This window comes from Burkholderia arboris (assembly GCF_038723655.1).
GTDB classification, from domain to species: domain Bacteria; phylum Pseudomonadota; class Gammaproteobacteria; order Burkholderiales; family Burkholderiaceae; genus Burkholderia; species Burkholderia arboris.
The window spans coordinates 3,500,686-3,523,414 of record NZ_CP109821.1 but is presented as its reverse complement, the minus strand read 5'-3'; the positions used below and the strand labels follow the sequence as shown (position 1 = coordinate 3,523,414).

Genomic DNA, 22,729 nt, shown 5'->3' with positions numbered 1-22,729 from the left:
CGCCGGCCGCGTCGTCGCGACGCGATGCGCATGCGTTCGGCAAACGGGTGAACCGGGACGTACAATTCCTTTCTCTCCCTTCGACGCGCGAGCAGCGCGAACAGTCATGGAGCAGATGGATTGTGTCGTGATCGGCGCAGGCGTCGTCGGTCTGGCGATTGCGCGCGAACTGGCCGCGCGCGGGCGTGAAACGATCGTGCTCGAGGCGACCGATGCGATCGGCACGGGCACGAGTTCGCGCAACAGCGAAGTCATCCACGCGGGGCTCTACTATCCGCGCGGGTCGCTGAAGGCGACCTCGTGCGTGCACGGGCGCGACCTGCTGTACGAATTCTGCGAGACCCATCACGTGCCGCACCGGCGCGCAGGCAAGCTGCTCGTCGCGACGAGCGCCGCGCAGGTGAAGCAGTTGAAGGCGATCGCCGCGCGCGCGGCCGAAAACGGCGTGCTCGACCTGATGCCGCTCACGCGCGCCGAAGCGCAGACGCTCGAGCCCCAGCTCGAATGCGTGGAGGCGCTGTTCTCGCCGTCCACGGGCATCGTCGACAGCCACCAGCTGATGCTCGCGCTGCTCGGCGACGCGGAACGCGACGGCGCCGTATGCGCGCTGAAATCCCCGGTCGAATCGATCGACGTGCTGCGCGGCGGGCGCTTCATCGTGCGTACGGGCGGCGACGCGCCGGCCGAGATCGACGCCGCGTGCGTGATCAACAGCGCGGGCCTCGGTGCGCAGGCGCTCGCGCGCCGCACGCGCGGCCTCGATCCGCGCTGGGTGCCGCCGCTCTATCTCGCGCGCGGCAATTACTTCAGCCTGTCGGGCCGTGCGCCGTTCTCGCACCTGATCTACCCGATGCCCGATCGCGCGGGGCTCGGCGTGCACCTGACGCTCGATCTCGGCGGGCAGGCGCGCTTCGGCCCGGACGTCGAGTGGTGCGACTCGCTGCGCTACGAAGTCGATCCGGCGCGCGCGGGCGCGTTCTACGCGTCGATCCGCGCGTTCTGGCCGGGCCTGCCCGACGATGCGCTGCAGCCGGCGTACGCGGGCATCCGGCCGAAGCTCGCGGGGCCCGGCGAGCCGCCGGCCGATTTCATCGTGCAGGGCGCCGCGCAGCATGGCGTGCGCGGGCTCGTGAACCTGTTCGGCATCGAGTCGCCGGGGCTCACCGCGTCGCTCGCGCTCGCGCAGCGCGTGGGCGAGATGACCGCATACCGCTGACGCGGCGCGCGTGACGGCCGTGTGAAATTCCTTATCTCTGGAATTTCGGCGCGCACATTTATTCGCTTGAGCGTTATTCTGTCGAACGGCTGTCGCCAGAACAGCTTTCAAACCGATAACGTTGGAGCGAGTCCCCCATGAAAACATCCCGTCGGAGTTTCCTGATTACGAGCATTGGTGCCGTGTCCGCGCTGGCGCTGTCGCGCGAAGCGCTGGCCGATGCGCCGATGCTGTCGGAAACGGATCCGACCGCCGTGGCGCTTGGCTACAAGGCCGATGCCACGAAGGTCGACAAGACGAAGTACCCGAAGTATGCAGCGGGCCAGGATTGTGCGGCCTGCATGCTGTACCAGGGCAAGAAGGGCTCGGCTTCGGGCCCGTGCGGCGCCTTCCCCGGCAAGCAGGTGTCGGCGAAGGGCTGGTGCAGCGCCTTCTCGAAGATGGGTTGAGTCCCGTGCGGCATCGTGCGATGCCGCATTGTGGCGAAAACCCCAAAACGCCCGCCGTCGAAAGATGGCGGGCGTTTTTTATTGCTTGAAAACGGTTCCGTCGCTTTCTACACTCGCTGCAAACCTGCGCGCCGCGGCCCACCCGCGCGCCGCGCCGCCCGACACGGTGAATTCACGAGGACGAGGCACGCATGGCGACGATTGCGAATTCAACGAAAACGGTCCGGCCCGAGCGTGCGCTGAACCGGCGCGCGGTGGCGGCCGCCGTGATCGGCAACGCGCTCGAGTGGTACGACTTCACGGTGTTCGGCTTCATGACGGTCGTGATCGCCGAGCTGTTCTTCCCGACCACCAGCGAATACTCGTCGCTGCTCCTGACCACCGCGACGTTCGGCGTCGCGTTCTTCATGCGCCCGATCGGCGGCATCGTGTTCGGGCTGTATGCGGACCGCGCGGGCCGCAAGGCCGCGCTGTCGCTCGTGATCCTGCTGATGACGGCCGGCATCTTCCTGCTCGCGATCGCGCCGCCCTATGCGGCGATCGGCATCGGCGGCCCGATCCTGATCGTGCTCGGCCGGCTGCTGCAGGGCTTTTCCGCGGGCGGCGAATTCGGCAGCGCGACGGCGCTGCTGATCGAAGCCGCGCCGTTCTCGAAACGCGGCTTCTACGGCAGCTGGCAGATGGCGAGCCAGGCGGCCGCGCTGCTGATCGGCGCGCTCGTCGGCGCGGCCATCACGCGCGGGCTGTCGCACGACGCGCTGCGCAGCTGGGGCTGGCGCGTGCCGTTCATCCTCGGGCTCGTGATCGGCCCGATCGGCTTCTACATCCGCCGCCATCTCGCCGATTCCGAGGCGTTCCTGCATGCGCAGCAAAGCGCGCGCCGTGCGACGCTCGGCGAAGTGTTCACGCGCCACCCGCGCGAGGTGCTGTGCGGGCTTGGCTCGGTGATCGCGCTGACGGTGACGATCTACGTGCTGATCAGCTATCTGCCGACCTTCGCGGTGAAACAGCTGAAGCTGCCGTACGCGGAATCGTTCTACGCGGTGATCGTCGGCAACCTGCTGCTGATGGTGCTGTCGCCGGTCGCGGGCGCATGGTCGGACCGCATCGGCCGCAAGGGGCTGTCGCTGTGGTCGCTGGTGCTGACGCTCGCGCTGATGTATCCGCTGTTCGCGTGGCTCGACGCGGCGCCGAGCATCGGACGGCTGATCGCGGTGCAGGCCGTGCTGTCGGTGACGCTCGCGGGCTACTACGGGCCGTTCGGCGCGATGATCGCCGAGCTGTTCCCGGCCAACGTGCGCTCGACCGGGCTGTCGATCGCGTACAACGTCGCGGTGATGCTGTTCGGCGGCTTCGGGCAGTTCATCGTCACGTGGCTGATCAAGGTCACGGGCACGCCGCTCGCGCCGACCTACTACGTGATGGCGGGGATCGCGCTGTCGATCGTCGCGGTCGCGTTCGTGCCCGCGCGCAGTGCCGACCTCGATGCGCCGGCGTGACGACATGACGATTTGAAGACGATCGTCGGATCGTTTCGCAAAACGCAATGATGTGCTGCAGAACACGGGAAAACGGTGCGTCGAACCGTTGCGTTCGCGCCCGAATTGTTTAGTCGTCGAACGAAACTTGCGCGAGATGAACGAAATTGTCGCTCGCGCGCGTTGTCGCATTTTTTACCCACACTAAACATCGGCAAAAACCCGCGCGGGACATCTAGAAGAGTTTTTTCTCCAGCTTGTTGCCACATCGTTAGCTCAAGTAATATCCGCGTACGCCGGCCCCTGGCGGGGATCGGTTCCGATCTGGAGACCTGGAGGAAACATGGAATACAACCGTCTGTTGCACACCCTGCGTGTTACCGCCATTGCAGGCGTGGCAGCGGCATCGCTCGGCGTCGCGGGCTCTGCATTCGCACAGATCCCGAACAAAACGCTCGTCTACTGCTCAGAAGGCAGCCCGGCGGGTTTTGATTCCGCGCAATTTACGACTGGCGTCGATTTCACCGCCGCCACATTCACCGTCTACAACCGTCTCGTCGAATTCGAGCGCGGCGGCACGAAGGTCGAGCCGGGCCTCGCCGAGAAGTGGGACGTGTCGCCCGACGGCAAGGTGTACACGTTCCACCTGCGCCACGGCGTGAAGTTCCACACGACCGACTTCTTCAAGCCGACGCGTGAATTCAACGCGGACGACGTGCTGTTCACGTTCCAGCGCATGCTCGACCCGAACCAGGCGTTCCGCAAGGCATACCCGGTGTCGTTCCCGTACTTCACCGACATGGGCCTCGACAAGCTGATCACGAAGGTCGAGAAGGTCGATCCGTACACCGTGAAGTTCACGCTGGCCGAGCCGAACGCGCCGTTCATCCAGAACATGGCGATGGAATTCGCGTCGATCCTGTCGGCCGAATACGGCGACCAGCTGATGAAGGCCGGCAAGGCCGCCGACATCAACCAGAAGCCGGTCGGCACGGGCCCGTTCATCTTCCGCAGCTACACGAAGGACGCGACGATCCGTTTCGACGGCAATCCTGATTACTGGAAGAAGGGCGAAGTGAAGCTGTCGAAGCTGATCTTCTCGATCACGCCGGATCCGGGCGTGCGCGTGCAGAAGATCAAGCGCAACGAATGCCAGGTGATGAGCTATCCGCGTCCGGCCGACATCGCGACGCTGAAGGCCGACTCGGGCGTCGACATGCCGTCGCAGGCCGGCTTCAACCTCGGCTACCTCGCGTACAACGTCGAGCACAAGCCGGTCGACAAGCTCGAAGTGCGTCAGGCGCTCGACATGGCGATCAACAAGAAGGCGATCCTCGAGTCCGTCTACCAGGGCGCCGGCCAGGCTGCGACCGCGCCGATGCCGCCGACCCAATGGTCGTACGACAAGAACCTGAAGATGGCCGCCTACGACACCGCGAAGGCGAAGGCGCTGCTCGCGAAGGCCGGCTATGCGAACGGCTTCGAGATCACGCTGTGGGCGATGCCCGTGCAGCGCGCGTACAACCCGAACGCCCGCCTGATGGCCGAGATGATCCAGGCCGACTGGGCGAAGATCGGCGTGAAGGCGAAGATCGTCACGTACGAGTGGGGCGAGTACATCAAGCGCGCGCACTCGGGCGAGCAGGACACGATGCTGATCGGCTGGACCGGCGACAACGGCGATCCGGACAACTGGCTCGGCACGCTGCTCGGCTGCGAAGCGATCAAGGGCAACAACTTCTCGCACTGGTGCTACAAGCCGTTCGACGAGCTGGTCCAGAAGGGCCGCACGACGACGGGCCAGGACGCGCGGACGAAGCTCTACATGCAGGCCCAGCAGATCTTCGCGCAACAGCTGCCGTTCTCGCCGGTCGCGAACTCGACGGTCTACCAGCCGACGCGCAAGAACGTGGTCGACATGCGTATCGAACCGCTCGGCTATGCCCGCTTCGACGGTGTTAGCGTGAAGTAACACGCCTGTCGTAAGCTGTCGCGAAGACCGGCTAACTCATCCGGCGGCGGGAGGCCAAAAGCTTCCCGTCGCCGGTCGCACATTTCCCACAAGAAAATACGAGACGCATCATGTTCAGATTCGTGTTGCGCCGCGTGGGCATGGTGATCCCGACCTTCATCGGCATCACCATCCTGGCGTTTGCGCTGATTCACCTGATACCGGGCGACCCCATCGAAGTGATGATGGGCGAGCGCGGCGTCGATCCCGCGATGCATGCAGAGGCGATGAAACGCCTCGGGCTCGACCAGCCGCTGCCCATGCAGTACCTCCACTACATCGGCCGTGCGCTGCACGGCGATCTCGGCACGTCGATCATCACCAACACGAGCGTCGCGGGCGAATTCTTCGCGCGCTTCCCTGCGACCGTCGAGCTGTCGCTGTGCGCGCTCGTGTTCGCGCTCGCGGTCGGGCTGCCGGCCGGCGTGATCGCCGCGCTGCGGCGCGGCTCGGTCGTCGACCACGGCGTGATGGGCACCGCGCTCACCGGCTACTCGATGCCGATCTTCTGGTGGGGGCTGATCCTCATCATGGTGTTTTCGTCGTACCTCGGCTGGACGCCCGTGTCGGGGCGCATCGCCGTCGAATACGACTTCCCGCACCCGACGGGCTTCATGCTGATCGACGCGCTGCTCGCGCCGGACGAAGGCTCGTTCAAGTCGGCGGTCAGCCACCTGATCCTGCCCGCGATCGTGCTCGGCACGATCCCGCTCGCGGTGATCGCGCGGATGACGCGCTCGTCGATGCTCGAAGTGCTGCGCGAGGACTACATCCGCACCGCACGCGCGAAGGGGCTGTCGCCCGTGCGCGTGGTCGTCGTGCATGCGCTGCGCAACGCGCTGATCCCGGTCGTCACCGTGATCGGCCTGCAGATCGGCACGCTGCTCGCGGGCGCCGTGCTGACCGAGACGCTCTTTTCGTGGCCCGGTGTCGGCAAGTGGCTGATCGATGCGATCGGCCGCCGCGACTATCCGGTCGTCCAGGGCGGCATCCTGTTGATCGCGACGCTCGTGATCGTCGTGAACCTGGTCGTCGACCTGCTGTACGGCGTGCTGAATCCGCGCATCCGCCACACGAGGTAATCCCATGAGCAATCTGCAAAACACCCTGCCGACCGAATCCGCGCCGGCCGGCGGCCGTGCGCTCGCGCTGCGCGAGTTCTGGGCCAACTTCTCGCGCAACCGCGGCGCCGTCGGCGCCGGCATCGTCGTGCTCGCGCTGATCTTCGTCGCGCTGCTCGCGCCGCTGCTCGCGCCGCACAGCCCGGTCGAGCAATACCGCGACTTCGTGAAGATCCCGCCCGCCTGGCTCGACGGCGGCAACTGGAAGTTCATCCTCGGCACCGACGAAGCGGGCCGCGACATTCTTTCGCGGCTGATGTTCGGCGCGCGGATGTCGTTCTGGATCGGCTTCGTGTCGGTCGTGCTCGCGCTGATCCCCGGCATCGTGCTCGGGCTCGTCGCCGCGTTCTTCCAGAAGTGGGCCGACACGCCCGTGATGCGCATCATGGACGTGCTGCTCGCGCTGCCGTCGCTGCTGCTCGCGGTCGCGGTCGTCGCGATCATCGGCCCGGGCCTCACCAACACGATGTTCGCGATCGCGATCGTCGCGCTGCCTGCCTATGTGCGCTTGACGCGCGCGTCGGCGCTCGGCGAGCTGCAGAAGGAATACGTGACGGCGTCGCGCGTGGCCGGTGCCGGCACGCTGCGCCTGATGTTCTCGCAGGTGCTGCCCAACTGCACGGCGCCGCTGATCGTGCAGGCAACGCTCGGCTTCTCGTCGGCGATCCTCGACGCGGCCGCGCTCGGCTTCCTCGGCCTCGGCGTGCAACCGCCGACCGCCGAGTGGGGCGCGATGCTGGCTTCCGCGCGCGACTACATCGACAACGCGTGGTGGATCGTGACGATGCCGGGCCTGTCGATCCTGATTTCGGTGCTCGCGATCAACCTGCTCGGCGACGGGCTGCGTGACGCGCTCGATCCCAAACTGAAACGGATGGCATGACCATGAGCAATCTTCTGACCATCCGCAATCTCGCGGTGAACTTCAACGGCCTGCCCGCTGTCGACCGGATCAACATGTCGATCGCGCCGGGCGAGGTGGTCGGTGTCGTCGGCGAATCGGGCTCGGGCAAGAGCGTGACGATGATGGCGCTGATGGGCCTGATCGATGCGCCGGGCAAGGTGACGGCCGACGAGGTCACGTTCAACGGCGTCGACCTGCTGAAGGCGTCGCCGAAGGCGCGCCGCAAGATCGTCGGCAAGGACATCGCGATGGTGTTCCAGGACGCGCTGACGAGTCTGAACCCGAGCTACACGGTCGGCTACCAGATCAAGGAGGTGTTGAAGCTGCACGAAGGCCTGCGCGGCGACGCGCTGAACCGGCGCGCGCTCGAACTGCTCGACCAGGTCGGCATTCCCGATGCGAAGAACCGCATCACGTCGTTCCCGCACCAGATGTCGGGCGGGATGAACCAGCGCGTGATGATCGCGATGGCCGTCGCATGCAACCCGAAGCTGCTGATCGCCGACGAGCCGACCACCGCGCTCGACGTGACGATCCAGGCGCAGATCATGGATCTGCTCGTGAAGCTGCAGAAGGAACGCGGGATGGCGCTCGTGCTGATCTCGCACGACCTGGCCGTGGTGTCGGAGGTCGCGCAGCGCGTCGCGGTGATGTACGCGGGCGAGATCATCGAGACCAACAGCGTGCCCGATATCTTCCGTGCGCCGCATCATCCGTACACCGAAGCGCTGCTCGCGGCGATTCCCGAGCACAATAAGGGGGCGCGTCGCCTTGCCGCATTGCCCGGCATGGTGCCGGGCCGCGATGATCGCCCGTCCGGGTGCCTGTTCGCGCCGCGCTGCAAGTACGTCGTCGACGATTGCAGCAAGGCGCGGCCGGCGCTCGACACGCTGGTGTCCGGCAACGATGCGATGCGCGCACGCTGCATCAAGCCGCTCAATGTTTCCAACCTCGACCTGACGGGAGGCGCACGATGAATGCAGTCAATCAAACGCCTCGCGCGTCGCACGACGATGAAGCCGTCCTGGTGGCCGACGGCCTCGCGAAGCACTATTCGGTGAAGCGCGGGATGTTCGGCCAGGGCACCGTGAAGGCGCTGAACGGCGTGTCGTTCTCGCTGAAGCGCGGCAAGACGCTCGCCGTCGTCGGCGAGTCGGGCTGCGGGAAATCGACGCTCGCGCGCCAGCTCACGATGATCGAGACGCCCACGTCGGGCAGCCTGACGATCGACGGCAAGAACGTGGCCGGCGCGAGCCGCGAGACGGTCGCCGACCTGCGCCGCCGCGTGCAGATGGTGTTCCAGAACCCGTTCGCGTCGCTGAACCCGCGCAAGACCGTCGAGCAGACGCTCGCCGAGCCGCTCGAGATCAACGCGAACCTGACGGCTGCCGAGCGCGCGCAGCGCATCGCGCAGATCATGCGCACGGTCGGCCTGCGGCCCGAGCACGCGAAGCGCTATCCGCACATGTTCTCGGGCGGCCAGCGCCAGCGGGTCGCGATCGCGCGCGCGATGATCCTCGATCCGCGCATCGTCGTCGCCGACGAGCCGGTGTCCGCGCTCGACGTGTCGATCCAGGCGCAGATCCTGAACCTGTTCATGGATCTGCAGGAGCAGTTCAAGACGAGCTACGTGTTCATCTCGCACAACCTGTCGGTGGTCGAGCACGTCGCGGACGACGTGATGGTGATGTACTTCGGCAGCGTCGCCGAGCTCGGCGACAAGGCGACCATCTACGCGCGGCCGCGCCATCCGTACACGCGCGCGCTGATGTCGGCGACGCCGGCGATCTTCGAGGAAGACCGCCGCGTGCAGATCAAGCTGCAGGGCGAACTGCCGTCGCCGCTCAATCCGCCGTCGGGCTGCGCGTTCCACCAGCGCTGCCCGTACGCGGTCGAGCGGTGCCGCGCGGAGGAGCCGCAGCTGCGCGAGGTCGATGGCCGGCAGGTGGCATGCCATCGCGCCGAGGAGGTAGGGGAGGCGAATGCCTGAAGCGTTGGCGGCGCGCGTGTCCGGCGCGCGTCGTGCGGGGGCCAGCGGGGCGCGCGTGATGCGCGCGTACCGCTACGCGCGGCGCTGGAGCGTGCGTACCGTCACGGGCGCGGCGCTGGCCGGCGCGTGCGTGGCAGCCAGCCTCGTGGTTCCCGTCGAATCCGCGCGCGCCGAAGGGCGCGCGCCGGCCACTTCACCGATCCATCCGTCGCAAGTCCCGCCGCCCGGCATGAGCCTGCCGGGCTTCCACGCGCCGTCCGTAACGGACGGCACCGTGTCGCGCGGCACCGTGCGCGTGCAGCCCGCGCGCATGCCGTTCTACGTCGCGACCAAGGGCAACGTCACGCTGTACGTGCTCGGCACGCTGCACACGGGCGATCCGTCCGATTACCCGAGCGCGCAGCCGTTCCGGCCGCGCATCCTCGCGGCGCTCGCCGCGTCGCCGACGCTCGCGCTCGAGCTGTCGCCGGACGACCTGCTCGAATCGCAGGACGATGTATCGAAGTACGGCGTGTGCCGCTACCCGTGCCTGCAGCGGCTGCTGCCCGAACCGCTGTGGCAGCGGCTCGCGGCGCGCCTGCGCGGCAACCCGGCCGCGCTCGCCGAGATCCGCAAGATGCGGCCGTGGCTCGCGGCGCTCGTCGTCGAGACTTACGATTCGTTGTCGGCCGGCCTGCAGACCGAGTACGGCACCGAAGCGCAACTGCAGAACGTGTTCCTGAAGAAGAAGGGCGGCCGCGTGATCGGGCTCGAGACGCTCGCCGAACAGATGCGCGCGTTCACCGGGCTGACGCTGGCCGAGCAGCGCGAGATGCTCGCGCAGGACATGGTGCAGACCCCCGCGCAGAATGCCGACGACATCAAGGCGCTGCACCGTCTGTGGCGAATTGGCGACGCCGATGCGATCTCGGCGTGGGCCGTTGCGAAGAGCGAGCGGCTCGCGCGTTCGAAGGCGTTGTCGGCGTCGATCGACAACAAGATCGTGTACGAGCGCAACCGGCGCTTCGTTGCACGAATGACCGCAATCGCCGCCCCGAACCGGCCGCTGTTCGTCGCGATCGGCGCGCTGCATCTGGGCGGCCCGCGCGGCGTGCTCGAATTGTTGCGCCAGCAAGGGTACCGGGTCGACGCGAACTGATCGCGCCCGGCGGCTCGCACTGATCTTCCCCTGTTTGATTGACATCGCGCGCCCTGCGTGAGGCACTTGATCGACGGTGCAAATCGATAAGGAAAACCCTTGAATTGTCGGAAAATAGCGTTTAAAACGATTGACATCCCGTTCTGCCAATCTCTATTCTTCACCCCACAAGTTGAAAAAATGAAAAGAATAGATAAGTTCTACGGGGTAGCAGAAATAAAGCGCGGGGTGAGCGTCGCCGGCACGTGAAGCACGTGCCGGCCGCGGAGAGTCTGCATGCACGGCGGGGCCAATCATCGTCGGATAACACATGCATGCAGGCCGACTTGCAGATAAGCGACGTTCCGTCGTCTGACCGGGGAATGCAGTGATCGGGCGGCGGCGGACGTTTTTTAATCCGGAAGATTTTTCCGGTCACCGTCGAAAGACGGTTTCGGGGGGCGAATCGACAGACGGCGAAGCCGCAGCGATTGCGCCAACGGAAAAGCGCCACGAGGGCGCTTTTTTCTTTTGTGCGGCCGATATGCGCAACGAGTGTCGCGCGGGATGAATTCGCGTCACGCGCCTTCGTCGGCCTGCAGCGCGCCGGGCGCGACGACGTCGACGCCGGCCGCCTCGAGCGCCGCGCGAATCCGCTTCGCGAACGCCAGGGCATGCGGGCCGTCGCCGTGCAGGCAGACGGTCTGCGCATTGAGCGGCACCCATTCGCCGCTCAGCGCGCGCACCTGCCGGTTGCGCACCATGTCGAGCGTGCGCGCGAGCACCGCGTCTTCATCGTCGATCAATGCGCCGGGCTGGCTGCGCGGCACGAGCGAGCCGTCCGCGCGGTAGCCGCGATCGGCGAACACTTCCTCCACCGCGGCGAGCCCCGCGTGCCGCGCGGCCGCGACGAACACGCTGTTCGCGAGCCCGAACACCGCGAGCGACGGATCGAAGTCGTGGATCGCGGACACCACCGCATCGGCGATCATCGGGTCGCGCGCGGCCTGGTTGTACAGCGCGCCGTGCGGCTTCACGTGCGCGATGCGCCCGCCTTCGGCCTGCGCGATCGCCGACAGCGCGCCGAGCTGGTACAGCACGCCCGCGTAGATGTCGCCGGCCGGCAGCTGCATTTCCTTGCGGCCGAAATTTTCCGGATCGTGAAAGCTCGGGTGCGCGCCGATCGACACGCCTTTCTGTACGGCCCAGCGCACGCAGTCGCGCATCGCATTCGCGCCGCCTGCATGCCAGCCGCACGCGATGTTCGCCGACGTGACGAGGTCGAGCAGCGCCTCGTCAGATCCGCATCCTTCGCCGAGATCGGCATTCAGATCGATTTCCATGATGTTCCTCGTCCACTGGTTGCGTGGCGCGTCTTTCGTTACTGCTTCGGCCATTGTCACGCTGCGCGCGATTGGGCGCGGCGGCGCGCTTCTTCTCGCATGTCGATCGCAACGTCGATCTGCCGCAGATAGGCACGTTCTGCGGCGAGGGCGGCGCGCGCGGCGTCGGGTGTCGTGCGCACGAAGCGGATCGGCAGGTTGAGCCGCGCCTGTGCGAGTTTCCACAGATCGGCGCGGATCACCGTGCCGATCTTCGGGTAGCCGCCGGTGGTCTGCGCGTCGTGCATCAGCACGATCGGCTGGCCGTTGGGCGGCACCTGGATCGTGCCGGGCAGCACCGCGTGCGACAGCAGCTCGACCGGCTGCTCGCGCACGAGCTCGGCGCCGGCGAGGCGATAGCCCATCCGGTTGCTGTTCGCGGTGACGAGCCATTCCTCGTCCCAGAACGCCTGCTGCGAATCGGCCGCGAACGATGCGTAGTCGGGGCCCGGCAGCACCCGCACCGGCATCGCCCACGGCGCATGCGCGGGGCGGTGGCGGCGCGGCGGCTCGTCGACGCGCACGAATGCGCACCACGCGGGCGCCTTCACGCCGAATTCGGGCGCATCGGCCGCGAGGCAGCCGGCGCCGGACGGCGGCACGCCGACCGGGAGCCGGTCGCCGTCGCGCAACGTGCGGCCGGCGAGGCCGCCGAAGCGCGATGCGAGATCGGTACTGCGCGAGCCGAGCATCGGCAGCACGTCGATGCCGCCCGCGATGCACAGGTAGCCGCGCATCCCGCGTTTCGCGGCCGGCAGCACGAGCGTCTGTCCGGCCTCGACCGGCAGGCTCCACCACGAATACACGCGCTGGCCGTCGAGCGTCGCGCCGAATTCGGTGCCGGTGATCGCGATGCGCGTCGCGCGCGTGAAGCGGAACGTGGCGGGGCCGATCGTGATCTCGACGGCTGCCGCGTCGGGGCGGTTGCCGACGAGCCGGTTGCCGACCTCGAGCGCGAGCCCGTCGAGCGCGCCGCCTTGCGCGACGCCGAGATGGCGCGCGCCGCGGCGCCCGAGATCCTGCACGGTAGACAGCGGGCCGGCCCGCACCACCTCGATGGTGCCCGGTGCGTTGCTCTGGGTCATCGTGCGTCGACTCCGGCAATGGTGAAGCGCACGCGGTCGCCGGGCAGCAGCAGCGTCGGCTGCGGCCGCGCCGGATCGAACAGCACGTGCGACGTGCGGCCGATCAGCTGCCAGCCGCCCGGCGACGTGGCCGGGTAGATGCCCGTCTGCGCGCCGCCGATGCCGACCGAGCCGGCCGGCACCTCGAGGCGCGGCGCCGCGCGGCGCGGCGTGTGCAGCGATGGGGCGAGGCCGCCCAGATACGCGAAGCCCGGCTGGAAACCGACGAAGAACACGACGTATTCGCCGGCCGCATGGCGCGCGACGACCTCGTCGGCCGCCAGGCCCGTATGCGCGGCAACGGCTGCCAGGTCGGGGCCGGCGGCACCGCCGTATTCGACCGGGATCTCGACCTCGCGGCCGTCCGCGTGCTCGACGTCGGCCGTCTCCCACGCGTCGCGCAGCGCGGGCGTGAGCGATTCGGCGGTCGTGGCGAGGGCGTCGAACACGATGGTGAGGTTGTTCATGCCGGGGACGACGTCGATCACGTCGGGCCACGCGCGCGCGGCCTCGGCAACGGCCCAGACGCGGCGCTGGCAATCGAGCGTGGCGGGCGGCGGCACCTCGCAGACGAGGGCGGCATCGCCGAGCGGATAAATGCGGGGTTGCGTCATCGGACTGGCACGGTTCGGACGGCAATGTTAGCGCACATTGTCAATAAAATATCGACAACTTCCCAATAAGCGTTTTCGCCTAGCGTGTATGCCGGGGCTTCTGGCGTACACTCGGCACACCCTGTCACCCGGCTTGCGCCGCCTTTCCATGAAGCGTCCTGCGACCAAGATCGTGTCATCCGAACACCTCGTTTCCGATTCGAGCGCGGAGCTGTCGGAGCTCGAATACGGGCTCATCATGGCGGGCAACGCATTCAATCGCTGGATGGTGCGCTGCATGTCGGCGGCCGGCGCGAAGGACATGACGGCGGTCGAGGTATCGCTGCTGCATCACGTCAGCCATCGCGAACGCAAGAAGAAGCTCGCCGACATCTGCTTCGTGCTCAATATCGAGGATACGCACGTCGCGACCTATGCGCTGAAAAAACTGATCGCCCGCGGCTATGTGAAGAGCGAGAAGAACGGCAAGGAAGTGTTCTTTTTCGCGACCGACGCGGGCCGCGACCTGTGCCTGAAGTACCGCGAGGTGCGCGAGCACTGCCTGATCGAGACGCTGAAGGACAGCGGCCTCACCAACGAGCAGATCGGCGACGCGGCGCAGTTGCTGCGCCACGCATCGGGCCTCTACGACACGGCTGCACGCGCGGCGGCGTCGCTGTAAACGATTGCGGAAATCATTGCGCGCGGCCAGGCGCTGACGGGCGAGCGGCGACGACCGTGGCGCGCCGCGCCGCGTCATCCGGCGGCCGGGTAGAGCGCGGCGTCGGTCACGATCCAGCGCAGCGCGAGATCGTGCGCTTCGGCCGGCAGCGCATCGACGCGGCACGCGTCATACGCGATGCCGACCGTCACGGGCAGCGCATCGCCCGGCCACACGGCGAGCGTGCGGTCGTAGTAGCCGCCGCCGTAGCCGAGCCGGTAGCGCTGCAGATCGAATCCCACGCAGGGAATCAGCAACAGGTCGGGCACGACGACGATTCCCGACGCCGGTTCCGGAATCCGGTGATGACCTTCGCGCATCGGCGTGTGTGCGTCCCAGGCATGGAACGCGAGCGGCGTGTGACGCTCGCCGATCACCGGCAACGCGGCGTGCCGGCCGGCACCCGCCGCGCACCACGCGAGCACCGCATCGCGCGCATCGAATTCCCCCGGCAGCGGCCAGTAGAACCCGACCGTGCGCGGCGCCAGACGGTCGAGCAGCGCGCGCAGCCGCGCATCGAGCGCGGCGTTCGCGGCGGGCTGCGACGCGGCGTCGCGACGGGCGCCGGACAGCGTTTTGCGCAGCGCAACCTTCGGGTTCGGCACAGGGTTGCGTGCTATGCTTTCGCTCAATTCGTGCTCCATTCAAAACGATGTCGAACAGCCTTTTCCGAGTATATCGCGCGGTCGCGCTGACGCTTTCGGCCGCCGCGCTCGTCGCGGGTACGGCCGCGTGCGCCGCGCCGGGCGACGACACGGTCGCCGGGGATGACCAGATCTTCGTGCAGCTTCGCGAAGCCGCACGCCGCAACGACGCCGCGAAAGCCGCGCAGCTTGCGTCGATGATCCCGAATTATCCGGTCCCGTCCTACGTCGAGTATTTCCAGATCAAGCCGCAGTTGTTCGATTCGACGGGCCGTGCGCGCGTCGATGCGCCGGACGCGCCCGTGCAGTCGTTCCTGCAGCGCTACGACGGCCAGGCGATCGCCGACCGCCTGCGCAACGACTACCTGCTCGTGCTCGGCGCGCGCCACGACTGGCGCAACTTCGACGACCAGTACAAGCGCTTCGTGCTCGACGACGACACGCAGGTCAAGTGCTATGCGCTCGAATCGCGCGCGGCGCGTGGCGAGAACGTCGCCGATGCGGCGCGAGCGTTGCTCGTCGAGCCGAAGAACTACGGCGACGCATGCGTCGACCTGATCACCGCGTTGACCGTCAACCAGCAGTTCACGAGCGACGACGTGTGGCAGCAGGCACGCCTCGCGTACGAGCAGAACTACACGACGCTCGGCGGCAAGATCGTCGACGCGCTCGGCCCGCGCCCGGTCGGCTTCGACCAGGCGACGAGCGCGCCGCCGCTGTACCTCGCGCGCGGCGTCGGCGCCGACGCGACGTCGCACCAGCTCGCGCTGATCGCGCTCGGCCGCATGGCGCGCAACGATCCGGATGCAGCCGCCGGCATGCTGACGACGGTCGCGCCGTCGCTGACCAAGCCGGAACAGGCGATCGCGTGGGGTGCGATCGGCTACCAGGGCGCGATCAAGCGCTCGCCGCTCGCATCGGTCTGGTACGCGAAATCCGCGAATGCGCCGCTGTCGAACCCGGGCTACGAATGGCGCACGCGCGCCGCGCTGCTCGCCGGCAACTGGCCGATGGTGCGCTGGTCGATCGAGCAGATGCCGCCGTCGCTGCGCAACGATCCGGCCTGGATCTACTGGCATGCGCGCGCGCTCAAGCAGAGCGGCGACACGCTGCAGGCGAACCAGGAATTCGAGCAGGTCGCCGGCCAGTTCAACTTCTACGGGCAGCTTGCCGGTGAAGAGCTCGGCCAGCGCACGTCGATCCCGCCGCGCACGAAGGTGAGCGACGCCGAGATCGACGCGATGGGCAAGATTCCGGGCTTCGCGCTCGCGCAGCGCTTCTACGGGCTGAACCTGCGCCTCGAAGGCAACCGCGAATGGAACTGGCCGCTGCGCGGCATGACCGATCGCCAGTTGCTCGCGGCCGCCGAATACGGCAAGCGCGTCGAGCTGCTCGACCGCACGGTCAACACGGCCGACCGCACGAAGGCCGAGCACGACTTCACGCTGCGCTATCCGTCGCCGTACCGCAATATCGTCGAGCGCTATGCGCAATCGACGGGCCTCGATGTCGAATGGGCGTACGGGCTGATCCGCCAGGAATCGCGCTTCATCATCAGCGCGCGTTCGTCGGTGGGCGCGGGCGGCCTGATGCAGCTGATGCCGGCAACGGCCCAGATGGTCGCGAAGAAGCTCGGCATGGGCACGATCACGCGCGCGCAGATGCACGACATCGATACCAACATCCAGCTCGGCACCTGGTATCTGGCGGACATCTACAACAACTTCGACAGCTCGCCCGTGCTCGCCACCGCCGGCTACAACGCGGGCCCCGGCCGGCCGCGCCAGTGGCGCCAGGTGTTGACGCAGCCCGTCGAAGGCGCGATCTTCGCGGAGACGATTCCGTTCAACGAGACGCGCGACTACGTGAAGAACGTGCTGTCGAACACCGTCTACTACGCGGCGCTCTTCGAGGGCAAACCGCAGTCGTTGAAGAAACGCCTAGGCATGATCTCGCCCTGATACGCAATCTTCACACTGCCGCGCGAGACGCGGCAGTGTTCTTTTGAGGTCCCGAACATGGATCGCCAGACCGTCGCGCTGCTGGGCGGCACCGGCTTCATCGGCAGCCGGCTCGTCAATGCGCTGATCGACGCCGGCAAGCAGGTCCGGATCGCCACGCGCCGGCGCGACCACGCGCGCCACCTGCAGATGCTGCCGGTCGAGATCGTCGAACTCGACGCCCTCGACACGCGCACGCTCGCGCGCTTCGTCGCCGGCGCGCAGGCGGCGATCAACCTGGTCGGCGTGCTGCACGGCGGCCGCGGTACGCCGTACGGGCCCGGCTTCGAGCGCGCGCATGTCGCGCTGCCGGCCGCGCTGGCGAGCGCCTGCACCGAGGTTGGTGTGCGGCGCCTGCTGCACATGAGCGCGCTCGGCGCCGATTCGCACGGCCCGAGCATGTACCAGCGCTCGAAGGGCGACGGCGAGGCCGCGCTGCATGCGATCGCGGCGACCGATTCGCTCGCGCTGACGATCTTCCGCCCGTCGGTCGTGTTCGGCCCCGGCGACGCGTTCCTCAACACGTTCGCGAACCTGCAGCGCACGGTGCCCGTGCTGCCGCTCGCGATGCCCGATGCGCGCTTCCAGCCGGTGTTCGTCGGCGACGTCGTACGCGCGTTCGTGAACACGCTCGATCTCGCGGCCGCGCACGGCAAGACCTACGAACTCGGCGGCCCGACCGTCTATACGCTCGAGCAGCTGGTGCGCTATTGCGGCACGCTGGTCGGCCGGCAGGCACGCATCGTGCGGCTGCCCGACGCGCTCGCGCGGCTGCAGGCGAGCGTGTTCGAATGCCTGCCGGGCGAGCCCGTGCTCACGCGCGACAATCTCGCGACGTTGTCGGTGCCGAACGTGCTGTCGGGGCCGCTCGCGCCGGAACTCGGGATCTCGCCCGCGAGTCTCGAAAGCATTGCACCCGCGTATCTCGGCGAAGCCACGAAGCGCTCGCGGTTCGACTGGTTCCGCTCGCGCCGCTAGCGCCCGCGCGGAGCGCCGCCGTCCGGCCCCTTTCCCTTTCCTTTTCGCGTTGTCCGGAACCCCGTCATGAAACTCGTCATTGGTGACAAGAATTACTCGTCGTGGTCGATGCGGCCGTGGCTGCTGCTCGCGCATTTCGGTATCCCGTTCGACGAGATCGCGGTCGAGCTGCGCCGCGACGATACGGCCGCGCGTATCCGCGAATACTCGCCGACCGGCAAGGTGCCGTGCCTGATCGACGACCACGGCATCGCGATCTGGGATTCGCTCGCGATCGCCGAGACGCTCGCCGAGCGCTATCCGCAGTTCCCGATGTGGCCGGCCGATCCGCTCGAGCGCGCGCATGCCCGCTGCGTGTCGGCCGAGATGCATTCGGGCTTCGCGGCGCTGCGTACGCAGATGGGCATGAACGTGCGCGCGTCGATGCCGGGGCGCGGCGCGACGCCGGACGCGCTCGCCGATGTCGCGCGCATCGATGCGCTGTGGAGCGCGTGCCTCGAGGCGTCGGGCGGGCCGTTCCTGTTCGGCGAATTCGGGATCGCCGATGCGATGTACGCGCCTGTCGTCATGCGCTTCAACACGTACGCGCCGGGCCTGTCACCGGACGCGGCCGGCTATGCGGCACGCGTGACGGCACTGCCGGCCGTGCAGCGCTGGATCGACGCCGCGCGCCGCGAAACGAACGTGATCGCCGAATACGAGCCGACGCCATGAATATCTACGCAGTAGGCGGCGCGATCCGCGACGAATTGCTCGGCGTGCCTGTGCAGGACCGCGACTACGTGGTGGTCGGCGCGACGCCCGAGCAGATGGCCGCGCAGGGCTTCCGGCCGGTCGGCAAGGATTTCCCGGTGTTCCTGCATCCGCAGACGCAGGAGGAGTACGCGCTGGCGCGCACCGAGCGCAAGACGGCGGCTGGCTATCACGGGTTCCAGTTCCATTACGCGCCGGACGTGACGCTCGACGAGGATCTCGCGCGGCGCGACCTGACGGTCAACGCGATGGCGCGCGAGGTGAGCCCGGAAGGCGCGCTGGTCGGGCCCGTGATCGATCCGTTCGACGGGCAGGCCGACCTGCGCGCGCGCGTGTTCCGGCACGTCAGCGACGCGTTCGTCGAGGATCCGGTGCGGATCCTGCGCATTGCGCGTTTCGCCGCACGGTTCGCGGATTTCACGGTGGCGGACGAAACGCTCGCGCTGATGCGGCGGATGGCCGATGCGGGCGAAGTCGACGCGCTCGTGCCCGAGCGCGTGTGGCAGGAAATCGCGCGCGGGCTGATGGAGGCGAAGCCGTCGAGGATGTTCGCGGTGCTGCGCGAATGCGGCGCGCTCGCGCGCATCCTGCCCGAGGTCGACGCGCTGTGGGGCGTGCCGCAGCGCGCCGATTACCACCCGGAAGTCGATACCGGCGTGCACGTGATGATGGTCGTCGACTATGCGGCGAAGCAGGGCTATTCGCTGGCGGTGCGCTTCGCGGCGCTCACGCACGATCTCGGCAAGGCGACGACGCCCGCCGACGTGCTGCCGCGCCACGTCGGTCACGAGGGGCGCAGCGTCGATCTGCTCAAGCCGTTGTGCGAGCGGCTGCGGGTGCCGAACGAATGCCGCGATCTCGCGCTGGTGGTCGCGCGCGAGCACGGCAACCTGCATCGCGTGATGGAGATGGGCGCGGCCGCGCTGGTGCGGCTGTTCGAGCGCAGCGACGCGCTGCGCAAGCCGGCGCGTTTCGCCGAGCTGCTGCAGGCATGCGAATCGGATGCGCGCGGGCGGCTCGGGCTCGACGCGCAGCCGTATCCGCAGGCCGAGCGGCTGCGCGTCGCGCTCGCGGCCGCGCGCAGCGTCGACGCCGGCGCGATCGCGCGCGGCATCGGCAACGATACCGAGAAGATCAAGGAGGCCGTGCATCGCGCGCGGATCCAGGCTGTCGCGCAGGCGCTTGCGATCGGCGAATAGGCGCGGGACGGGCGCGCGGCGTGCGCGCCCGCCAGCCGTTACGATTTCTTCTTGCGTGACGGGGTGGCGGCGGCCGGGCGTTTGCCGGCGGCGGCGCGCGGCTTTGCCGACGCCTTCTTTTCCGCCGCGCCGGCTTTGGCCGGCCGTGCCGCATCCGCGTCGCGATCGCCCTGTTTGGGCAGCGGCGCGCGGCGGCTCACACGCGGCTCGCCGGGCTTCGACTGCCGGATTTCCGTCGTCGCGGACAAGAATTTTGCGCAACTGTCGTCGAACAGCGGCAGCGTGCTGACCGCGATCAGCTCGGCCGGCCCGTCGCCGACGTTGGCCACGCGATGCCGCTTGCGCGCGTCGAAGTGCAGCGAGTCGCCGGGCGTCAGCGGGTAATCCTTCTTGCCGACCGTGTAGCAGATGCGGCCGGCCAGCACGTAGACGAATTCGTCGCCGCCGTGCGCCACCCATTCCGAGCGGTAGCCTTCCATCATCTGCACCTTCAGCGCGTTGATCTGACTGCCGTCGAACGTGGTGGAGAGCCGCTCGTACCACTGCGACGTGGCGTCGAGCGCGTACGGCTCGCGGCTGCCTTCATGCGAATCGGGCTGCGCCTGGCGCGGCTGGTCGATCAGCGCGCCGAGCGGCACGCCCAGCGCCTTCGCGACGTTGACGAGCGACGACAGCGAGATGCCCGTGAGATGGCGCTCGACCTGCGACAGGAACCCGACCGACAGTTTCGCTTCGGTCGCGACTTCCAGCAGCGTCTTCTTCGCTTCCCGGCGCAGGCGGCGAATGCGCTGGCCGATACGCATGATGTCTGAATCCATGAATCTCTTTCGTGGCAACGAGTCGGGACGCGGGCGGAAGGGCGGTGCAGCCGCCGGGACGACGAGGCGCGCGCATTGTACCGCGCGGTGCCGCCGGGCGAATTCACGTTGTGCCCGGATGCGCAGGCATCACGCCGATTTTAGTCCTACGAAAATTTCAGCTTGACCTCAATTTCCGCGTGCTCTAGATTCTGTCGCGCATCAAACAAAGTTAAGTGAGACAAAAATCCCCCAAAGGCCTGCCGCCGGAACGGCACCGCAGCCCGGCCGCGCGCCGGGCCGGGCGTCATCCGCGCCGCGTCGGCGTGTCGTTTCAGGCATGCGCCATGCCACGACACGCCGCCAGCCGCCGACTACAACGAATAACGGGCATCCGATGATCGATCGACTGAAATACAGCTTCTCCGGCCTTCCCCCGTACGACGCGTCCGTCGCCGACACGCAAGCCGGCCTGTCGCGCCTGCTCGACGTTGCGCGGCTCGACGCGGTGGTCGTCACGTCGCAGGACGAGTACGTGACCGAGTACCTGCCGCGCAGCAACAACCCGCGCTACGCGGTGTCCGGCTTCGACGGCTCGGCGGGCTGCGGGATCTTCCTGAGCGCGGCGACCGCGCAGGCGCTGGACCTGCCGCCGTTCGTGCTGTTCGTCGATGGCCGCTATCACCTGCAGGCCGAGCAGCAGTGCGATCCGGCGCGCGTGCGTATCGAGAAGCTCGGGATGAACGTGACGATCTGGCAGGCGATGGCCGACTGGCTGGTCGCGCATGCGAGCCGGCTCGCGCGAGTCGGCTACGACGCGCTGCGGATCAGCGTCGGGCAGCGCGACCGGCTGTTCGCGCAGACGCAGGCCGCATCGCTCGACTGGACGAGCCTCGCCGGTCGCGAGATCGACCGCGCGATCGCGCTGCCGGGCTGGATCGTCGAACGGCCGATCTTCGAGGTGCCGGAAGCGATGACCGGCCTGAGCGTCGCCCAGAACCTCGACACGCTGAACCGCCGGCTCGCCGCGCATACCGGCGCGGCCGACGGCAAGACCGCGTTCTTCTCGTGCGCATCGGACGATCTCGCGTATCTGCTGAACAGCCGCGGCTATCACATCCCGAATGCGTCGTCGCACCTCGGCTTCCTGTTCGCGGTCGGCGGGCAGGTGGCGCTGTTCCTGCCGGAAGGCTGCGACCGCTGCGAGGTCGCGCTTGATTCGTATCCGGCGCTGCACGTGATCCGGCGCGATGTGGCGGCGCTCGAGCGCTTTCTCGCGCCGTTCGCGGTCGAGCACGTGTGCTACGGCTTCGAATCGGTGAACTGCGCGCTCGTCGACGCGGTGCGGCGTGTGTGGCCGCACGCGCGGCATGCCGATTTCAACCCGGTCGAGGCGATGCGGGCGAGCAAGACGCCGGCGGTGCTCGACCGGTTTCGCGACGCGTTTGCGCGCAGTTCCGCGGCGATCGCCGAAACGATGCGCTGGGCGAAGGCCGGCGAGCCGGGCGCGCGCCACACGGAATACGACCTCGCGCGTACGATCAACGACGCGTATGGCGCGCGCTCGGCCGTCGCGCTGACGTTCCCGTCGATCGCGGCGAACGGCGCGAACAGCGCCTTCGCGCATTACACGGCGGCGAGCGCCAGCGTCGAGCTGACCGAAGGCGAACTCGTGCTGCTCGACAGCGGCGCGTACTACGAAGCCGGTTTCGCGACGGACTGCACGCGTGTCGTGCTGCGCCGGACGCATCCGGAGACGGTCGCGCAGCCGTGGCAGCGCGAGATCTACACCGTCGCGCTGAAGGCCTGCATCAAGGGGCTCGTCACGCGCTTTCCGGCCACCGCGAAGGGCGGCGACGTCGATGCGCTCGTGCGGCAGGTGTGCCGCGACCACGGCCACGATTTCGGCCACGGCACCGGGCACGGCGTCGGGATTCACGTCCACGAGGGCGGCGTGCGGTTCGCGCCGGGCGCGCAGTACGGGCTGGTGCCGAATGCGGTGATTTCGGTCGAACCGGGCATCTACCTGGCGGGCAAGGGCGGTGTGCGGATCGAGAACATCGTGATCGTCCGGCCGGACGACGCGCAGCCGGACACCGTGACCTTCGAGAACATCGTGACGGTCGGCTACGACTGGGACCTGATCGATCTCGACCTGCTCGACGATGGCGAGCGCGCGTACCTGCGCGACTACGAGCGGCTGTGCGTGGAGCGCGGCACGCAGGTCACCGCGTGTCCGCTGTTGTAAGCGC

20 protein-coding genes are annotated in these 22,729 nt (G+C 67.9%); 15 read left to right on the top strand and 5 right to left on the bottom strand.

What is annotated here, in order from left to right; translation table 11 throughout:
* Positions 1-106: 106 nt before the first annotated feature.
* From OHZ10_RS16510 to OHZ10_RS16470, 9 genes are all read left to right on the top strand, one after another.
* Complete coding sequence (locus OHZ10_RS16510; RefSeq protein ID WP_059232960.1) at positions 107-1,216, top strand: NAD(P)/FAD-dependent oxidoreductase; 1,110 nt, start codon at positions 107-109, stop codon at positions 1,214-1,216.
* A 137-nt stretch (positions 1,217-1,353) separates the two neighbouring features.
* A complete protein-coding gene (locus OHZ10_RS16505) occupies positions 1,354-1,665 on the top strand; it encodes a high-potential iron-sulfur protein (RefSeq protein ID WP_021163765.1) in 312 nt (103 codons plus the stop codon).
* A 191-nt stretch (positions 1,666-1,856) separates the two neighbouring features.
* A complete protein-coding gene (locus OHZ10_RS16500) occupies positions 1,857-3,164 on the top strand; it encodes an MFS transporter (RefSeq protein ID WP_059232961.1) in 1,308 nt (435 codons plus the stop codon).
* Between the two features lie 322 nt (positions 3,165-3,486).
* Positions 3,487-5,115, top strand: coding sequence for an ABC transporter substrate-binding protein (locus OHZ10_RS16495; protein WP_059232962.1), 1,629 nt, complete (start codon positions 3,487-3,489; stop codon positions 5,113-5,115).
* Between the two features lie 110 nt (positions 5,116-5,225).
* Positions 5,226-6,236, top strand: coding sequence for an ABC transporter permease subunit (locus OHZ10_RS16490; RefSeq protein WP_059232963.1), 1,011 nt, complete (start codon positions 5,226-5,228; stop codon positions 6,234-6,236).
* 4 nt (positions 6,237-6,240) lie between these two features.
* The gene (locus OHZ10_RS16485) at positions 6,241-7,158 is read left to right on the top strand and encodes an ABC transporter permease subunit (protein ID WP_059232964.1); all 918 of its coding nucleotides are present in this window, start codon (positions 6,241-6,243) and stop codon (positions 7,156-7,158) included.
* Between the two features lie 2 nt (positions 7,159-7,160).
* Positions 7,161-8,156, top strand: coding sequence for an ABC transporter ATP-binding protein (locus OHZ10_RS16480; protein ID WP_174994165.1), 996 nt, complete (start codon positions 7,161-7,163; stop codon positions 8,154-8,156).
* A complete protein-coding gene (locus OHZ10_RS16475; protein ID WP_059232966.1) occupies positions 8,153-9,169 on the top strand; it encodes a peptide ABC transporter ATP-binding protein in 1,017 nt (338 codons plus the stop codon). Before OHZ10_RS16480 ends, OHZ10_RS16475 begins: the two co-directional genes overlap by 4 nt.
* Positions 9,162-10,307 (top strand): TraB/GumN family protein, encoded by a 1,146-nt coding sequence (locus OHZ10_RS16470; RefSeq protein ID WP_174994166.1) that lies wholly within the window; start codon positions 9,162-9,164, stop codon positions 10,305-10,307. The genes OHZ10_RS16475 and OHZ10_RS16470 overlap by 8 nt, the downstream gene beginning before the upstream one ends.
* Positions 10,308-10,864: 557 nt before the next feature.
* Here OHZ10_RS16470 and pxpA read toward each other — a convergent pair.
* From pxpA to pxpB, 3 genes are read right to left on the bottom strand one after another with little or no spacing between them, the layout of a single operon-like run.
* Positions 10,865-11,629: a 5-oxoprolinase subunit PxpA gene (gene pxpA, locus OHZ10_RS16465; protein WP_034190296.1), complete on the bottom strand. Its 765-nt coding sequence runs from the start codon at positions 11,627-11,629 to the stop codon at positions 10,865-10,867.
* A gap of 56 nt (positions 11,630-11,685) precedes the next feature.
* Positions 11,686-12,753 carry a biotin-dependent carboxyltransferase family protein gene (locus OHZ10_RS16460; RefSeq protein ID WP_059232968.1) on the bottom strand — a complete coding sequence of 356 codons (1,068 nt, stop codon included), beginning with the start codon at positions 12,751-12,753 and terminating at the stop codon, positions 11,686-11,688.
* Positions 12,750-13,406 carry a 5-oxoprolinase subunit PxpB gene (pxpB, locus tag OHZ10_RS16455; protein WP_342703092.1) on the bottom strand — a complete coding sequence of 219 codons (657 nt, stop codon included), beginning with the start codon at positions 13,404-13,406 and terminating at the stop codon, positions 12,750-12,752. The genes OHZ10_RS16460 and pxpB overlap by 4 nt, the downstream gene beginning before the upstream one ends.
* Before the next feature lie 148 nt (positions 13,407-13,554).
* Between pxpB and OHZ10_RS16450 the strand changes: the two genes are divergently transcribed.
* On the top strand, positions 13,555-14,067 hold the full coding sequence (locus OHZ10_RS16450; RefSeq protein WP_006483173.1) for a winged helix DNA-binding protein: 513 nt from the start codon (positions 13,555-13,557) through the stop codon (positions 14,065-14,067).
* Between the two features lie 74 nt (positions 14,068-14,141).
* Here the strand turns inward: OHZ10_RS16450 and OHZ10_RS16445 are convergent, their stop codons facing one another.
* Positions 14,142-14,750 carry a 5-formyltetrahydrofolate cyclo-ligase gene (locus tag OHZ10_RS16445; protein ID WP_059232970.1) on the bottom strand — a complete coding sequence of 203 codons (609 nt, stop codon included), beginning with the start codon at positions 14,748-14,750 and terminating at the stop codon, positions 14,142-14,144.
* 8 nt (positions 14,751-14,758) lie between these two features.
* On the opposite strand from OHZ10_RS16445, the gene OHZ10_RS16440 reads away from it, so the two are divergent.
* From OHZ10_RS16440 to OHZ10_RS16425, 4 genes are all read left to right on the top strand, one after another.
* Positions 14,759-16,711 carry a lytic transglycosylase domain-containing protein gene (locus OHZ10_RS16440; RefSeq protein WP_256085341.1) on the top strand — a complete coding sequence of 651 codons (1,953 nt, stop codon included), beginning with the start codon at positions 14,759-14,761 and terminating at the stop codon, positions 16,709-16,711.
* Positions 16,712-16,768: 57 nt separating this feature from the next.
* Positions 16,769-17,728 (top strand): complex I NDUFA9 subunit family protein, encoded by a 960-nt coding sequence (locus tag OHZ10_RS16435; RefSeq protein WP_174994168.1) that lies wholly within the window; start codon positions 16,769-16,771, stop codon positions 17,726-17,728.
* 66 nt (positions 17,729-17,794) lie between these two features.
* Complete coding sequence (locus OHZ10_RS16430; protein WP_059232973.1) at positions 17,795-18,442, top strand: glutathione S-transferase family protein; 648 nt, start codon at positions 17,795-17,797, stop codon at positions 18,440-18,442.
* Positions 18,439-19,680 carry a multifunctional CCA addition/repair protein gene (locus OHZ10_RS16425; protein WP_059232974.1) on the top strand — a complete coding sequence of 414 codons (1,242 nt, stop codon included), beginning with the start codon at positions 18,439-18,441 and terminating at the stop codon, positions 19,678-19,680. The genes OHZ10_RS16430 and OHZ10_RS16425 overlap by 4 nt, the downstream gene beginning before the upstream one ends.
* A gap of 38 nt (positions 19,681-19,718) precedes the next feature.
* Here OHZ10_RS16425 and OHZ10_RS16420 read toward each other — a convergent pair whose 3' ends face one another.
* Positions 19,719-20,498 (bottom strand): helix-turn-helix domain-containing protein, encoded by a 780-nt coding sequence (locus tag OHZ10_RS16420; RefSeq protein ID WP_174994169.1) that lies wholly within the window; start codon positions 20,496-20,498, stop codon positions 19,719-19,721.
* A gap of 376 nt (positions 20,499-20,874) precedes the next feature.
* Between OHZ10_RS16420 and OHZ10_RS16415 the strand changes: the two genes are divergently transcribed.
* Positions 20,875-22,725 carry a M24 family metallopeptidase gene (locus tag OHZ10_RS16415; RefSeq protein ID WP_059232976.1) on the top strand — a complete coding sequence of 617 codons (1,851 nt, stop codon included), beginning with the start codon at positions 20,875-20,877 and terminating at the stop codon, positions 22,723-22,725.
* The last annotated feature ends 4 nt before the right edge of the window (positions 22,726-22,729 follow it).